Raw genomic sequence first — 15,844 nt, forward strand, 5'->3', positions numbered from 1 at the left:
AGACTTCGACCCCTTAACCCGCTGCGTGGCTGATGATGGAAGCGGGCATTGGCATACCACTTTCCCCTGGTGCTGAAGACAGCTCCGGATGGACGAGCTTGTACGAGGAGTGGCGTCGTCTGGGGATTGATGAGGCTGTGGAAACGCACTCCGGCGAGGGTCGCTCCTGGCTGCGCCTTGCCGGTAGTCGCGCTCATGACTGGATGCCCGGTTTCGACACCCTCGGTCTGGCTGCAAAGCTGAACCTGAACGTGAGCATCAATGAGGACGATCTGCTGCGCGAGATCTGGCTGACCCTGCTGAACTGCCCGGTGGTGCTGGAATTTCCCAGCCCCGAGGAATTAATGGCCGCCGTGAGAGTTCGTCGCAACATCGTGCGCAATGCCAGACGCACGCGGCTGAATTTCAATCTGGACGCCATCGAGCGCCCGCAGGACTGCTGGCGTTACTCTGAGGACACGGGCTTTGTGCTCATTCCTGGCAGCCCGTTGATACCATCGCTCGTCAAGGCCAGCCAGCCGGAGGAAGGTGGGCAGTGGTACTCGTTCTCCTGCTACCGCGCCACCGAGTATGTGATCCTGCTCGCGATTGCCGAGGAAGCCCGCGAGCATAACCCCGAGCTGTTGCGCCAGTTGCAGGCGCAGTGGGAGAAGAAGGCCGTGCAATCCGGCCGTTTCCACGATGTTTTCATGCACGAGCTTGGCACCCTGGAGGAGCCTCTCCCCATCCATTACTATGTGCCTGGAGACCGGGCCTGGTTTCGCAATCCTGATCCCCATTCTTCGGACGTGCCCGGCTTTGAAGGGTCCTGGGTCTTCTATCTCGGAGGCGGCATGTTCGCCAATTTCTGGAAAGCCGACCGGCCTTTCAGCCTGCTGTCGAAGTGCCTCGAAATTCATCACTGGCGCGATGGCGCCGTCAGGGATGAACACGGCCGGCTGCAAATGGATGAAGCCATCGTCGAGCAGCTGGTGGCGCGGACGCTGGCAGATTCTGAAGCGACCGCCCGGATCTTCGCCCGCATGCACCGCCTGCGGGATGCCCAGGGCGTCTATGCTGAAGGTGGCTGCATGGATGCCACGCGGGAGGCGCCGAAGTTCGTCCTGGCGCCGCATTCAGATCTGATCCGTGCGCTGCAGGCTCTATAGCCGGATGAAGATTTTCCGGCGGTACAACCACAGCGTCACCAGCCAGAAAACGAGGAAGGTGCAGGCTCCGATGGTCACCGGCCTGAGCTCCGGACTGAAAACATCAAACACCCGCGTGCCGAAGTGCTTTTGCAGAGTTTCTGAAAACCAGATGTCCAGCGTGTGGCGCATCACATAAAAGGCCAGGGAATTCATGCCGAGCACCACGAAGACGAAGGACCAGCGCCGCCATTGCCTGATGTCGATGATCTGATACAGCGCCGCCAAAATCAGCAGGCTGCAGCCCCCGCTGAAGAAGACCCATGCCGGCGTCCACAACCGTTTCACAATGGGGCAGATGCCACCCAAATGCAGGATGAAGCTGAAGGTCAGGCAGGCCCCGCCGGCGATGGCCAGCGTTTTGACCGGACTGAGACCCTGTTTGTTCGCCTGCTTCAGCCAGGTGCCGGCGGTCAAGCCGAGAATCATGGTGCAGATGGTGGGGATGAAATTCAGTGTTGTGTAGCCGCCGAGGTAGCCCACGTATGGGGTTTCACGTGGGAACTGGTTGAGCAGCCAGGTGTCAAACTGCCAGCCGACATTGCGGTTATGATTCCAGTGCGCAAAGAATCCGCTGAAGTCATGCTGCCAGCCTTCCGGTGTGTTGAAGTCCATGCTGCTGGCATGGGGTGGGATGACTGGGTAAAGCGCGTAGAGCAGCCAGTAGGAGATCAGAATAATGGAAAACCAGATCCACCGCGTGCGGGTGCCGCAGTAGGCCAGGGCAAACACGGCCATGTAGCCCATGCCGGTCTGCGTCAGAGTTTCATCAAAAGTCCAGTGGGTCGCGTCACGGTCCACACTGCGTAAAAAGATCCCCAGAAAGATCAGCGCCACCGCCCGCCACAGCGCATGCAGAACGACGTGCCACTGGGTCTGCCCCTGTTTCGTGCGCGATGAGACAGAAAACACCAGCGAGGCCCCGGTCAAATACGCAAAGGACGGATGAATCAGGTCGTTCAGCGAGCAGCCCACCCACGGGATGTGGGAGGAATGGTGGCCCAGAAACTGCCAGACAGCGCTGTTTGGAAAATGCTTGGCCACCTCGTCAAACTCCAGCAGGCGCAGTCCCAGCAGGAACATCACAATGCCACGATAAACATCAATCGAGCCGATGCGCTGGGCCGCGGCTGGCGGCGTGGTTGCCTGGGGGGTGCTCACTGGATCAGAGGTCAGTAGTAATGCTCTAATTTACGTTTGCTCACACGGTCCAGACTGGCGGCGTTGGGAATGAGGTAGCGGGTGTTGCGCCGGTCGATGATGACCAGACGCCCATGGCCCAGGGGCTGGATGCTCTCGTCCGTCTCCACTTCAAAGCTGGTGTCCCCGCGGTCGGTGGTCACGTGCCATTCATGGCCGTCCGCCAGGCGCACAATGCGGTGGATCACCTGGATGATGGGAACGAAGTCCCGTCGTGAGAGGGCCTCGAGCAGCAGTTTGCGCGAGGCCTCGGGCAGCTTTTGCGGATCTTCGACGCAGAGGATTTCGCGCGAAGCTTCAGACTGAATGGAGATCCAGTGGTCCCTCTCGGTCAGTGGAAACATCTTGGCGGCATGTACGTTCGCATGGCGGATGCCGTTGCTGTCCACCAGGACCAGACGGCCCTGCTCGTCCTGCAAAAATTCAATGTTCTGTTCCGCGGGCGTGCTCATGCGTTGTTCACCTCCAGCATGGCCTGGTGCAGACGCGCGTAGGTGCCGCTGCTCCGCAGCAGTTCCTCGTGCGTGCCGATCTCCTTGATGCGGCCTTCCTCGATGACCACCAGCCGGTTCGCCTTGCGCAGCGTGCCGAGCCGGTGGGCGATGGCGATGGTGGTGCGGCCTTTGACGAGGTGGTCCAGCGCCGCCTGGATTTCTCGTTCCGTTTCGGTGTCCACCGCGGAGGTCGCCTCGTCCAGGATCAAAATGGCCGGGTCAACCAGCAGCGCTCGCGCGATGCTGATGCGCTGGCGCTCACCGCCGGAGAGCTGCTGGCCGCGCTCTCCCACCAGAGAGTCGTATGCGTCCGAAAGCCGCATGATGAAGTCATGCGCACGTGCGGCGCGGGCCGCCGCCACGATCTCCGCCCGGGTCGCATCGGGCTTCCCGTAGGCGATGTTTTCCGCGATGGTGCCATAAAAAAGATACGGCTCCTGCAGCACCAGTCCAAGGTTTCTGCGGTAGTCCATCACATCCACATCGCTCACATTGTGGCCGTCCACCAGCACCGCACCGTCGCTCACTTCGAAGAAACGGCAGGCCAGGTTCACCAGGGTGGTCTTGCCCGCACCGCTGGGGCCTACAAACCCGACCATTTCACCCGGCGCGATTTTTAAGCTGAGGCCCCTGATGATTTCACGCGAGCCATGGCGGAATTTCACATCCCGGAATTCGATCTCACCTTGCAGACGGCCCACCTTGATCGGGTTTTTCTGCGCAGGGACGTCGGGTTTCACGTCCAGCACATCAAAAATGCGGTGCGCGCTGGCTGCCGCCCGCTGCATGGAGGCAGTGAAGCGGCTCATGGAGTCCATGCGCTCGTAAAAGCTGCTGATGTAAAGAACAAAGCCGGTCAGCACTCCCACCGTGATGCTGTCATGCGCCACGCTCCAGGCACCCACGGCCCAGACAATCAGCAGGCCGATGTCGGTCAGCAGCTTGATCATCGGCGTAAAGAAAGACCAGGTCTTGTTCACGCGGTCGTTGGTGTCAAAGATGTGCTTGTCCGCCATGCGGAAGCGCTCGATCTCGCGCTGCTCTTGCGCGAAGGCCTTGACCACGCGCACCCCCGGGATCGTGTCTGCCAGCACGCTGGTGAGCTGGCTGCCCGCACGGCTGGCGGCTGCAAACCCGCCGCGCAGATAATCCCGCACGCGCTGCACCAGCCACGCCACCACAGGCACCGGTCCCAGCGCGGCCACGGCCAGCAGCGGATTGATGCTGAACAATATGACGGCTGTGAAAATGAACTGCAGCACATCGCAGAAGAAGTCGATGAAGTTCACCGAGATGAAGAGCGAGAGATGCTCCGTGTCCGAGCTGATGCGCGAGATGAGGTCGCCGGTGCGCTTGCGGTTGAAGTAGGTGAGGGAAAGAGTCTGCAGATGCTCGAAGGTCTCCCGCCGCATGCGGCTGGTCAGGAGTTCGGCGATCCGCGCCACCACGAACGTTTTTCCCCAGTTCAGCGCCCAGGTCAGCAATGCCGCCAGCGCCAGCGCGCCGATGAAGGCATAGACCCTGTGTACGTCCACGTGCTCGGTCTGGCTCTGCAGCGGGATGAGAACATCATCCACCAGAGACATGGTCAGCCACGGGGCGATCATCTGCGCGCCGGTGCTGGCCATCGTCAGAAACAGGCCCAGAAACAGCAGCCTGTACCAAGGCCGCGAAAAGACCAGGATGCGCAAAAGCGGCTTGCCCGGCTTGATGTTTTCCTCGGAAATCTCCGAGCCAAAAATCTCCTCCTCGTCCTCTTCGAGTTCAGGATCGCCGACATCCGTGCCGTCATCCACACCGCTCAGCAGGCGGCGCTGTTCACGGAAGCGTGCCAGGAAGGCCTCGGCCTCACGCAGGCGTCCGGAGGTCACACGCCACTGGCAGATCAGCGTGTCGTTTCCCATGAGCTGCAGGGAAATCGTGGCCCCCACTTCCTCCAGTTTGAGCTCCTGCAGGTCTGCCAGCTTCCAGGTTTGGACGCCGGGATGTCCCGAGCCGCCGTCTTCAAAATTGAGCAGCCGCGCGTTCGTCAGCACGATCAGCCCATGGCGGAAATGCAGCGCGGAGTCCAGGTCCGTCATCAGGCGGGCGACCGTACGCTCACCAGACACCAGCTTGGATTCAGCATGCTGCAGCAGGCGGTCAGGAGGGGCTTGGATGGGTGGACGCGGCAAAGTGGGGGAGGTCGGAACGTGTAATCAGCTGAAACTCCAATGTTACCGAAGGTTGTCAAACTTGTGCAATCAATTCGCCAAGGGCGGGCGCAAGAAGCGATACGCCCCCTCGTTTCACGCCCATGTTTCCCTTGACCTCCTGCCGGTCTGGGGACTATTCCGCGCTTTCTTTACTCCTGCGTGCCCTCATCAGCTACATCCTGCGAACTCCGCTCCACCATCGTTCGTAAAATTCTTGCTCTGCGCGGTCCGAATCTCTGGGCGCGCGAAACCGTCCTCGAATGCAAGGTGGAGTTTCCCGAATTGACGGACCACGTCGCCAACTGGCGCTCCTGGCTCCTGTCCTGGCTTCCAGGACTGGAGCAGCAGCTCAGCGAGACCAGTGTCACTCCCCAGCCAGAGTCCCTTGCGGCCCTGCTGCAGTCGATCACCCTGCATCTGCAAAGCCGCTCTGATCTCCAGGTCAGCTTTGGCAAGGTCATGCCCACTTCTGAGCCGCTGACTCTCCGCATCATCACCCAGTTTGATGAGGAAATCGTCGCCCGCGCCGCCTTTGAGCTCGCCCGGCGCTTGATCGATGCCGCCCTGTTTGGCCAGACCATGGACGTAAATGCAGCGATCACGGAGCTCAGCGAGCTGGCCCAGGACGTCTGTCTCGGTCCCAGCACTCGTGCCATGGTGGATGCCGCGCGCCTGCGTGGCATCCCCGTCCTGCGTCTCAATGAGGGCAGCCTGGTGCAGCTCGGCTGGGGTTCGAAGCAAAAGAAAATCCTCGCCGCAGCCACCAGTCAGACCAGCGCGATCGCCGAGGACATTGTGCAGGACAAGGACTTTACCCGTCGGATGCTCAACAAGATCGGCCTCCCGGTCCCCCAGGGCCGCCCGGTGAAAGATGCGGATGACGCCTGGGCCGCCGCCAATGAGATCGGCCTGCCCGTCGTCGTAAAGCCGCTGGACGGGAATCAAGGCCGCGGTGTCGCCTTGAACTTGTACACGAAGGAGCAGGTGGCCGTCGCCTATGCGGCGGCGCGAGAGGAAAGCCGCTCCGTCATCGTGGAACAGTTTGCGGAGGGCGAGGACTATCGTGTTCTCGTCATCGGCCGCGAACTCATCGCCGCCTCCCGCCGCTACCCCGCGCATGTGGTTGGCGATGGGGAGCACACCATTCAGGAGCTGATTGCCGAAAAAAATCGTGACCCGCGCCGCGCCGCCGACCATGCCGCTGCTCTGAGCCGCATCCGCATTGACGCCGTGGCCATGGCCGTGCTCGCGGAGCAGGGCGTCACCCCGGAGTCCATCCCCGAAAAGGACCGCATGATCCTGATTCGCCGCAATGCCAACCTCAGCACCGGCGGCACCGCCGTGGACTGCACTGCCGAGGTGCATCCCACCATTTGCGCCGCCGCCGTCGAAGCCGCGCAGATGGTCGGCCTCGACATCTGCGGCCTGGACATGATCGCGCCGGACATCACCCAGCCGCTGAGTCCGCGCAATGGCGTCATCATTGAGCTCAATGCACGCCCCGGGCTGCGCATGCACCTCTATCCTTCGGAAGGGGAGCCGCGCCCTGTGGGCAAAGCAGTGATCGACACCATGTTTGCCCCCGGGTGCCGTGGCCGCATCCCCATCGTCGCCGTGACCGGAGTGAACGGCAAGACCACCACCACACGCTTTATTGCCCATCTGCTTGCTCAAAACAAATGGCGTGTGGGCATGACGAGCACGGACGGTGTCTTCGTCGGTTCACGCATGATCGACAGCGGAGACTGCAGCGGGCCGAAGAGTGCCCGCAGCATCCTCTCCTACCCGCTGTGCGACGCCGCTGTTCTGGAAACCGCCCGTGGTGGCATCTTGCGCGAGGGGCTTGCCTTCGATCACTGCGATGTCGCGGTGGTCACGAACATCGGCTGTGGCGATCACCTCGGCATCAATGAAATCCACACGGTGGAGCAGCTGGCGGAAGTGAAGCAGTGCATCGTCGCCGCCGTTTCCGCAGAAGGCAGCGCCGTGCTGAACGCCGCCGACCCCTTGGTCGTGAAGATGTCGGAGACCTACCCGCGCAAGACGATCTTCTTCGCCCAGGATGGTGAAAACGCCGTCATCGTCCGCCACCGCATCAAAGGTGAGCGTGCCATTTTCGTTCGCAATGGCATTATCATTCGCGCATCCGGCCCGAATGAGGATGCCTTCATGCCCCTGAGCGAGGTCCCTCTTACCCATGGCGGCCGCATCGGCTTCCAGGTGGAAAACACCCTCGCAGCCGTCGCCGCGGCCTGGGCCCTGGGCATCGACGACGAGATCATCCGCCAGGGCGCGCGCTCCTTTGTGCCCAGCCTCGATCAAAACGCCGGCCGCTTCAATGTGCTCGACCTGAAGGGCATCACCGTCATCGTCGATTACGGCCACAATGTGGACGCCCTTCGTGCGCTGCTTGACGGCTTGCGCCAGTTTGAGAATGCGCGCCGTATCGTCGTCTATAGCTCCGCCGGCGACCGCCGCGACAGCGACATCATCGAGCAGGGCCGCATGCTCGGCACCGAATTTGACGAAGCCTGGCTTTACGAAGGCGACTACGTGCGCGGCCGCGACTCCGGAGAAATCATGAAACTCCTCGCCAACGGGCTGGAAAACGCCCCCCGCACCCGTCGTGTGGAGTCCATTCTGGGGCACCTGAAATCGGTCGATCTCGCCCTCGAATCGGCGCAGGCTGGCGATCTTCTCATGATCCAGGCGGACACTGCTGATGAAACGGTTCAGTATCTGAAGCAAAAGTACGGCGCGAAATGAGGGCGTGCGGTTTCGGACCGATGAAATGCTTGCCAGAGCATGCTTGATTCGGCTACTAGGAGACTGCTCAAGCCATGAACACCACCACCGCCACTCTCCTCAGCATCGCCTGCGGCTATCTTTGCGGCTCCGTGCCCTTCGGCTATCTTGCGGGCCGCCTGAAAGGCATCGACATCCGCCAGCACGGCAGCGGCAATATCGGCGCCACCAACGCCATCCGCGTTCTGGGGAAGGGGATCGGCATTCCCGTTTTCATTTGTGACATGATCAAAGGCTGGCTGCCCGTCTGGCTGGCCGCAGGCTGGATCGCGCAAACAGGCGCCGCGCCTGAAATGATCTCGCTGGGCAAAGTGCTGGCGGGCTTTGCCGCAGTGATCGGCCACATGTTTACCTTCTGGCTCGGCTTCAAAGGCGGCAAAGGCATCGCCACCACCGGCGGCGTGCTGTATGGCATCTCAAAGGCCGGCATGCTCGGCGGGTGGATTGGTTTTCTGACCTTCCTCTTTGCCTTCCGTTATGTCTCACTCGGCTCCCTTGCGGCTGCCATCGGAGTGCCCACGGCGATGGCCATTCAGATGTGGCGTGAAGGTCACTGGGATTTCGTCCTTCTCACCTTTGGCATTGTGGTGATGATCCTCGCTTTTGTCCGCCATAGCTCGAACATCAAGCGTCTGATTGCTGGAACCGAGAGCAAAGCCTTCACCAAAAAGAAGCCGCAGCCATGATGCAGTCCGCCACAGTCTTCGGTGCCGGCAGCTGGGGCACCGCCTTAGCCGCATTGCTGTCCTGGCGCGGACTCAACGTACAGTTCTGGGGCCGCGATTCCGAACTGATGGCGCAGATCCGTGACACCCGCCGCAACGCTCGCTATCTTCCCGATTTGGAGCTGCCCTCGCAGATCACCGTCACTTCCGACCTGAATGCATTGCAGCCCGCAGACATGCTGGTGTTTGTGATCCCATCCAAGGCCATGCGCTCCACAGCAGAACTCGTCGCTAAGTGCGGCGCTGCTTCCAAGGCCCGCGTGCTCGTCTCCTGCTCCAAAGGCATTGAACTCGAAACAGGCCGCCGCATGAGCGAGATCGTCGGTGAATCCATTCCCGGCATTCCGCTGGCAGTATTGACTGGCCCCAACCACGCCGAGGAAGTGGCGCGCAAACTGGCCACTGCCGCTGTGGTGGCCTGTGCCGACGACGAGATCGCCAAGGCCGTGCAATCCTGCTTCACGCTACCCTTTTTCCGCACCTACACCACGGACGACATCGTCGGTGCCGAGTGGGCTGGCGCCATGAAGAACCCCTACGCCATCGCCTCCGGCATCACGCATGGACTGAAGCTCGGGGACAATACTTTGGCGGCTCTCGTCACCCGGGCGCTGGCAGAAATGGTGCGTCTCGGTGTTGCTGAAGGCGGCAAGGTGGAAACCTTTTACGGTCTGAGTGGGGTGGGAGATCTCATAGGCACCTGCTATTCAGAGCACAGCCGCAATCACCGCGTCGGCGTCATGCTCGGCCAGGGGCTTCCGCTGGATGAAATCATCGCCAGCACACGCATGGTGGCCGAAGGCGTGCTGAACACGGCCAGCCTGCACCGCGCTGCCAAGGCAAGAGGTGTGCGCATGCCGCTGCTGGATGAAATCAATGCCGTGCTGCATCAGGGCAAATCCCCCAAGGAGGGAATGAAAGCCCTTCTGTCGCGCGACCCACGGCCCGAAGCTGATTAATATTCCCATGTCTGAAACCCACGGCTACGAACTCCTCGACAGCGGCTCCTTTCAAAAGTTGGAGCGCTTTGGCAGCGTCGTGCTCTCACGCCCCTGCGCCCAGGCCGTCTGGCAGCAGACTCTTCCCAAGGCTGCCTGGCAGAAAGTCACCGCCACCTTCTTCCGCGATGGCGGCAACCAGTGGCGCGGACGCGACAACCTGCCCGAGACCTGGGCCATCGAAGTCGATGGCACCAAGTTCCAGCTCAGCTCCACCGACTTCGGTCACCTCGGGATTTTCCCGGAGCAGCGCGACCAGTGGCGGCGCATCCGTGAAGTCTGCACCGAATACGCTAAAAAACACAACCGTCCGGTCCGTGTCCTAAATCTCTTCGCCTACTCCGGCGGCAGCACCTTGGCCGCGGCGCATGCTGGCGCGGAAGTCTGCCACGTAGACGCTTCCAAGGGCATGGTCGACTGGGCCCGCAAAAACGCTGCGCTGAACGGCCTCGAAGAAAAGCCCGTGCGCTGGATCGTGGATGATGTGACCAAATTCCTGGAGCGCGAGCTCCGCCGCGACCGCCAGTACGACCTCCTCATCCTCGATCCGCCGAGCTATGGCCGTGGCGCCAAAGGAGAGGTTTTCAAAATCGAAAACGACCTGCCGCCTTTGCTCTCGCTGCTCGGCAAACTGATGTCCGACCAGCCTCTCGGAGTGCTGCTCTCCTGCCACACTCCCGAACTGACCCCCATCTCTCTTCACCACCTGCTGGTTCAGCAGTTTGGTCAAAAGGGTGGCAAAGTGGAGCATGGCGAAATGCAGCTCCGAGGCGCCGCAAATGTCCTGCCGGTCCCCAGCGGCAGCTTTGCCTGGTGGCTGGCGTGATGTCATTCGACATTCTGCATTCGTCATTCGACATTTGCACCCATGCTCCCGTTCCTTCTTCGCCGCGCGTTTAGCAGCGTGATCGTGATCTTTTGCGTGATCTCGATTACGTTCCTGCTGGCACGCATCACGCCGGGCGGACCGTTTGACCGAGAAAAGGAACCTCCCCCTCACGTCAAAGAGGCCCTGGAGAAAAAGTACAAGCTCAGCGGTACCCTCTGGCAGCAGTACACTTCCTATGTTTCCTCGCTGGCGCATTTCGATCTCGGTCTGTCCACCAAGTATCGCGACTGGAGTGTTGCGGAGCTGCTGCGGCAAAAAATGCCCAACTCGTTTGCGCTGGGAGCGCTGGCCTTCGCCATCGCGAGCTGCACGGGTGTTTTCCTCGGCACTCTCGCTGCTATGAAGAAGGACACCTGGATCGATCACTCGTCCATGATCGGCGCGCTGCTGGCTATTTCCATTCCATCCTTCATCAGTGGCCCGTTCTTGATCGCGGTCTTCGCCCTTTGGCTCGGCTGGCTGCCGGTAGGCGGCTGGGGCACAGCGTGGCAGATGGTTCTGCCTGCCATCTGCCTTGCCGCGCCTTACATCGCCTACGTTGCACGCTTGATGCGCAACAGCCTTCTGGATGTGCTGAAGAGCGATTTCCTGCGCACCGCACGCGCCAAAGGCCTTTCGGATTATCAGGCCGTGACCAGGCACGCCGCCAAAGTCGCGATCCTGCCCGTCATCACTTTCCTCGGCCCCCTGGCGGCAAATTTGCTCACGGGCTCGATGATCGTTGAAGTCGTCTTCAACATCTCCGGGGCGGGCATGATTTTCGTGAACTCCATCCAGAACCGCGATGTGTTCCTGCTCGGCGGAGCCGTCATCGTGTACTGCGTGCTGCTCGTGCTCTTCAACCTTCTCGTGGACGTGATCTACACGCTGCTGGACAAACGCATCAAGCTCTATGCCTGAAGCCGCCGCTCCAGCCGCCATCGCCCGGCCGGACGGCTGGCAGATTCTGAAGCGCAATCGGGCTGCGCTCTTCGCACTCGGCTTTCTGGCGGCCTTGCTGCTCGTCGCCATCGTGGTGCCAATGCTGTTGCCCGAGGCGCTGAAACTCACCAGCAGCGAATCCTTCGTGCCGCCTTCAAAGGCACACCTTCTGGGGACGGACGTGAATGGCCAGGACATGCTCTACCGCCTGCTCTCCGGTGCGCGTGTCTCCCTCGGGGTGGGGTTGGTGGGCGCGCTGATCAGTCTCGGCATCGGCACCCTTTACGGCATGATCAGCGGCTATGCCGGCGGACGTGTGGATGGCGTGATGATGCGCACGGTCGAGGTCCTGCAATCCGTGCCGCGTATCCTCTTTATCATGATCCTCATCGCTGCGTTGGATGAATACGTGAAGGAGTGGTTCGACGGCTGGCGGCTCTCAGCGGAAAAACGCGAGTGGAATGAGCTGGCCAAACTCATGAACGATTTGAAAGCCTACACCAAGGTGTTGGTGATGGTCGTTTCGCTCGGCCTCGTCGAGTGGCTCACCATGGCGCGCATCGTGCGCGGTCAGGTGCTGGTGCTGCGGGAGATGACCTTCGTCACCGCATCACGCGCCATGGGCCAGGATGCGAAGGGCGTGCTGCTCCGGCATCTGCTGCCAAACCTGAGCACCATCATCCTCACCTACCTCACGCTCACCATTCCCGCGGTCATTCTCGACGAATCCTTTCTCAGTTTCCTCGGCCTCGGCATCGAAGACCCCGCCGCAAGCTGGGGTTCCCTCCTCAAAGACGGCGCCCAGGTCATCAATCCGCTCGAAAGCAAATGGTGGCTCCTCGTTTTCCCAGCCCTTCTCATGGCCGCCAGTCTTCTCGCCCTCAACTTCCTCGGCGATGGCCTGCGCGATGCGTTTGATCCGAAGAGCGGGGAGTAGAAACGAAGCGAAACGCCCTGCGGAAAATCAAGGCTCGTCTTTGGCCTCATCCTCATCCTCGAAATTCTGCTGGTCGAGGGCTTTTCCCAAGTTCTCCATATACGTGCCCATGTCCGCCTCATTGATCGCCTGCTGCGCGGCATGCTCGTCGGGATCCAGCACCCAAAGGCGCTCGGAGGCTGTAATCTCGCAGTCTGTCGTCTGGATCACCACTCGACCGTTGAAGTCGCTGTACCACTCCAGGTAGAGAGCGTTCGCCCACACCCAGGGGATCTCATGAAACCGGTCCTCCTTGATTGCCAGCATCCATTCCTCATCGGGCACCAGCAGCTTCTTCACCCTCTGCGAGGCCGTGATGTCTCCCACCGATCCCGTCTGATTCACGCGCAGCCCTTCATACTCCGGCTGCGCCACGGGGTTGGGATTCACAAACGTAAGCTTCGAACCCGCCACATCCGGCCACGCATCGCCGCTCAGATCAAGCACCAGCGGCTCCGCAAGCCCCAGCAGCCAGATGCGCCCGGTCACACGTCCTCTCACTGTGTTGTCAATTTCGCCACAAACGATGCATTTGCTGGGTCGCCAGGCCATACGGAAAAGTAAAACGGAAGATTAATGGACGATATTTTCAGTATTGTGGATCGAAGGACATCAATGCGCCTGCAGCCAGTTCAAGCCGGTGCCCGCTTCGACCTCCGAGGGAACACCCTCCAGCGGCAGGGCATTCTGCATGGCTTCCAGAATGATGGCCTTTGCCTGCTCGACCTCGCTTTCGGGCATTTCAAAAAGCAGTTCGTCATGCACCTGCAGGAGCATGCGGGTTTGCAGGCCTGCTTTCGTCAGCGCGGCGTCCACGTTGACCATGGCAAGCTTGATCATGTCTGCAGCAGTACCTTGGATCGGCGTGTTCATGGCCACTCGCTCAGCGGCGCCACGTACAGTGGCGTTGCCACTGGTGATGTCCCGGATGAGGCGGCGGCGGCCCGTGAGAGTTTTGACGTATCCATGCTCCTTGGCATCGACGATGATCTGCTCCATGAAGCGCTTCACACCGGGGAACTGCTTGAAGTAGTTTTCAATGATGGTGGCCGCCTCGCCACGTGGAATGCCGAGACGCTGGCTCAGTCCAAAGGCGGAGATGCCGTAGATGATGCCAAAGTTCACCATCTTGGCGGTCCGGCGCATCTCCGGCAGCACACCATCAAGTTCCACACCATAGACTCTCGCGGCGGTGGCCTGATGAATGTCCAGCCCGCTGGCAAAGGCCTCTATCATGGCTTTGTCCTTGCTAAGCGCGGCCATGACGCGGAGCTCGATCTGCGAATAGTCGGCGCTCATGAGCACCCAGCCTTCAAATCCGGGCACGAAGGCCTTGCGAATCTCACGCCCGAGATCGCTGCGAATCGGGATGTTTTGCAAATTCGGATTCGTCGATGCCATTCGACCGGTGGCGGCCATGAGTTGATGGAAGGTGGTATGCACACGTCCGGTGACTTTGGAAACTGCATGCGGCAGCGCCTCCACATAAGTGCTGTTCAGCTTGGTCACCTCACGGTAGTCGAGAATGTCCTGAATGATGGGATGCAGACCCATCAGCGACTGCAGCACCTGCTCATTGGTCTGATACTGCCCGGTGGCGGTCTTCTTCGGCTTCTCGAGCAGCTTGAGACGTTCAAAGAGCACCTCGCCGAGCTGCTTGGGACTGTTGAGATTGAAAGGTCCGCCCGCGTTTTCTTGAATGCGCTTTTGCAGTTCAGCCGCTTTCCGGTCCAGTTCGAGTCCATACTCGCGCAGCGCCTGCACATCGATCTTCACCCCGTAGTTCTCCATCTTGGTGAGCACGGGTAGCAGCGGGCATTCGATCTTGTCGAAAACGTATTGCTGCTCCTTGAGTTCAGGACGCATCCTGGCGGCGAGCTGCCACGTCACATCCGCGTCTTCGGCGGCATAATCCGTTACTTTGCGTATGTCTTGTTCAGCCACGTCAGCCATCGTCGCCTGGCTGAAGAGATCATTTTTCTCTGTGCCAATCAGGTTGGTGATCGGCACCGGAGTGTAGTGCAGGTAGGACTCCGCAAGGTAGTCCATGCCATGGCGTTGCTCGGGATCGATAAGCGAATGCGCCAGCATGGAATCAAAGAACGGCCCCTTGACCTCGACGCCATGCGCCAGCAGCACGCTGAGATCGAACTTCAGATTGTGGCCGACCTTTTCGACGCCTTCCTTCGTCAACACTGCACGGAACTCTTCCAGCACCGCCTTGGCGGCAGCTTTTTCGCGCGGGAAATGGGCGAACCAGCCTTCATGCTCCTGCCATGAAAGCGCTATTCCGACGATTTCCGTGTCGCGTGGATCGAGCCCGGTGGTTTCCAGGTCAAAGCAGAACGACTTCAGCGTCGCGAGCTGCGCGATGAGCTTCTGCCGGTCCTCCGCCGTCTGCACCAGATGATACACATGCGGTGTGTCCGTGATGGTGCTGAGCTTTGCGGGAGCCACAGGCGCAGGGGCGGCAAAAAGATCATCTGCACCCGCCCCCGTTTCAGCCGACGGAGCGGCCCCTTGCTCTGCCTTCCGGCCCCGCCCCGCTTTGAAATCGTCGCCAAACAGCCGGCGGCCAAGCGCATTGAACTCGAACTCGGTGAAGAAAGCTTTCAGCGCATCATCGTTGTGCGGCTTGATGACCAGGTCGGTCACCTGCGGTTCATAAGGCGCATCGTGAAAGATGGTGGCCAGCTTCTTTGACATGAGGGCGTCTTCTCGGCTGGCCTCGAGTTTTTCCTTCTGTTTGCCTTTGAGCTGTGCCGTGTTGGCCAGCAGATTTTCCACGCTGCCAAACTGCTGAATCAGCGCGGTGGCGGTTTTTTCACCAAAGCCTTTCACTCCAGGGATGTTATCGACGGCATCTCCCATGAGCGCGAGAATGTCGATCACCTGCTCCGGGCGCTCGATGCCCCAGCGCTCGCAGACTTCCTTCACGCCGAGGATTTCCACGTCGCTGCCCTGGCGGCCAGGCTTGTAGATTTTCACGTGCTCAGAGACGAGCTGGCCGAAGTCTTTGTCCGGCGTGACCATGAATGTTTCGATCCCTTCTTTCTCAGCTCTCTTGGCCATGATGCCGATGATGTCATCCGCCTCATAGCCATCACGCACGAGGATGGGAATGTTCATCGCCTCCATCAGGCGCTTGATCTGCGGAATGGCCATGCTGATGTCCTCAGGCATCTCCTCGCGCTGGGCCTTGTAGGCTGGAAACATCTCGTGGCGGGGAGTCGGCGCAGAGGTGTCCAGCGCCACCGCCAGGTGGGTCGGCTGCTGGTTTTTGATGATGTCGAGCAGCGTGTTGGCAAAGCCGTAGAGCGCGGAAGTGTTCACGCCATCGCTGGTGCGGATGGGGGCTTTGATGAAGGCAAAGTGCGCGCGGTAGAGCAGCGCCATGCCGTCGAGGAGAAAAAGGCGTTGGGACATTTGCCCTCAGCCTAGGCGGCAAGCAGTC

General features: G+C 60.5%; 12 protein-coding genes. 7 read left to right on the forward strand and 5 right to left on the reverse strand.

Features of this window, described 5'->3' with window-relative positions; all coding sequences use genetic code 11:
• The first annotated feature begins 32 nt into the window (after positions 1-32).
• The gene (locus tag ACILSR_RS16125) at positions 33-1,148 is read left to right on the forward strand and encodes a hypothetical protein (protein WP_395750817.1); all 1,116 of its coding nucleotides are present in this window, start codon (positions 33-35) and stop codon (positions 1,146-1,148) included.
• Here ACILSR_RS16125 and ACILSR_RS16130 read toward each other — a convergent pair.
• From ACILSR_RS16130 to ACILSR_RS16140, 3 genes are read right to left on the reverse strand one after another with little or no spacing between them, the layout of a single operon-like run.
• On the reverse strand, positions 1,143-2,348 hold the full coding sequence (locus ACILSR_RS16130; RefSeq protein WP_395750818.1) for an acyltransferase family protein: 1,206 nt from the start codon (positions 2,346-2,348) through the stop codon (positions 1,143-1,145). The genes ACILSR_RS16125 and ACILSR_RS16130 overlap by 6 nt on opposite strands.
• Before the next feature lie 11 nt (positions 2,349-2,359).
• Positions 2,360-2,839: a DUF1854 domain-containing protein gene (locus ACILSR_RS16135; protein ID WP_395750819.1), complete on the reverse strand. Its 480-nt coding sequence runs from the start codon at positions 2,837-2,839 to the stop codon at positions 2,360-2,362.
• Entirely contained in the window at positions 2,836-5,055 is a 2,220-nt protein-coding gene (locus ACILSR_RS16140; RefSeq protein ID WP_395750820.1) for an ABC transporter ATP-binding protein, read from the reverse strand. The genes ACILSR_RS16135 and ACILSR_RS16140 overlap by 4 nt, the downstream gene beginning before the upstream one ends.
• Before the next feature lie 180 nt (positions 5,056-5,235).
• Between ACILSR_RS16140 and cphA the strand changes: the two genes are divergently transcribed.
• The 6 genes from cphA to ACILSR_RS16170 all read left to right on the forward strand — a co-directional run bounded on the left by cphA (position 5,236) and on the right by ACILSR_RS16170 (position 12,351).
• Positions 5,236-7,842, forward strand: coding sequence for a cyanophycin synthetase (gene cphA, locus ACILSR_RS16145; RefSeq protein ID WP_395750821.1), 2,607 nt, complete (start codon positions 5,236-5,238; stop codon positions 7,840-7,842).
• A gap of 74 nt (positions 7,843-7,916) precedes the next feature.
• The gene (gene plsY, locus ACILSR_RS16150; RefSeq protein WP_395750822.1) at positions 7,917-8,567 is read left to right on the forward strand and encodes a glycerol-3-phosphate 1-O-acyltransferase PlsY; all 651 of its coding nucleotides are present in this window, start codon (positions 7,917-7,919) and stop codon (positions 8,565-8,567) included.
• Positions 8,564-9,565, forward strand: coding sequence for an NAD(P)H-dependent glycerol-3-phosphate dehydrogenase (locus ACILSR_RS16155; RefSeq protein ID WP_395750823.1), 1,002 nt, complete (start codon positions 8,564-8,566; stop codon positions 9,563-9,565). Before plsY ends, ACILSR_RS16155 begins: the two co-directional genes overlap by 4 nt.
• Positions 9,566-9,572: 7 nt before the next feature.
• On the forward strand, positions 9,573-10,430 hold the full coding sequence (locus ACILSR_RS16160; protein WP_395750824.1) for a class I SAM-dependent methyltransferase: 858 nt from the start codon (positions 9,573-9,575) through the stop codon (positions 10,428-10,430).
• A gap of 42 nt (positions 10,431-10,472) precedes the next feature.
• Positions 10,473-11,393: an ABC transporter permease gene (locus ACILSR_RS16165; RefSeq protein WP_395750825.1), complete on the forward strand. Its 921-nt coding sequence runs from the start codon at positions 10,473-10,475 to the stop codon at positions 11,391-11,393.
• Complete coding sequence (locus ACILSR_RS16170) at positions 11,386-12,351, forward strand: ABC transporter permease (protein ID WP_395750826.1); 966 nt, start codon at positions 11,386-11,388, stop codon at positions 12,349-12,351. The genes ACILSR_RS16165 and ACILSR_RS16170 overlap by 8 nt, the downstream gene beginning before the upstream one ends.
• Before the next feature lie 27 nt (positions 12,352-12,378).
• Here the strand turns inward: ACILSR_RS16170 and ACILSR_RS16175 are convergent, their stop codons facing one another.
• Positions 12,379-12,942 (reverse strand): hypothetical protein, encoded by a 564-nt coding sequence (locus tag ACILSR_RS16175; protein WP_395750827.1) that lies wholly within the window; start codon positions 12,940-12,942, stop codon positions 12,379-12,381.
• Between the two features lie 60 nt (positions 12,943-13,002).
• Positions 13,003-15,816 carry a DNA polymerase I gene (polA, locus tag ACILSR_RS16180; RefSeq protein WP_395750828.1) on the reverse strand — a complete coding sequence of 938 codons (2,814 nt, stop codon included), beginning with the start codon at positions 15,814-15,816 and terminating at the stop codon, positions 13,003-13,005.
• Positions 15,817-15,844 lie beyond the last annotated feature (28 nt).

Source organism: Prosthecobacter sp., from assembly GCF_044222565.1.
Taxonomy (GTDB): domain Bacteria; phylum Verrucomicrobiota; class Verrucomicrobiia; order Verrucomicrobiales; family Verrucomicrobiaceae; genus Prosthecobacter.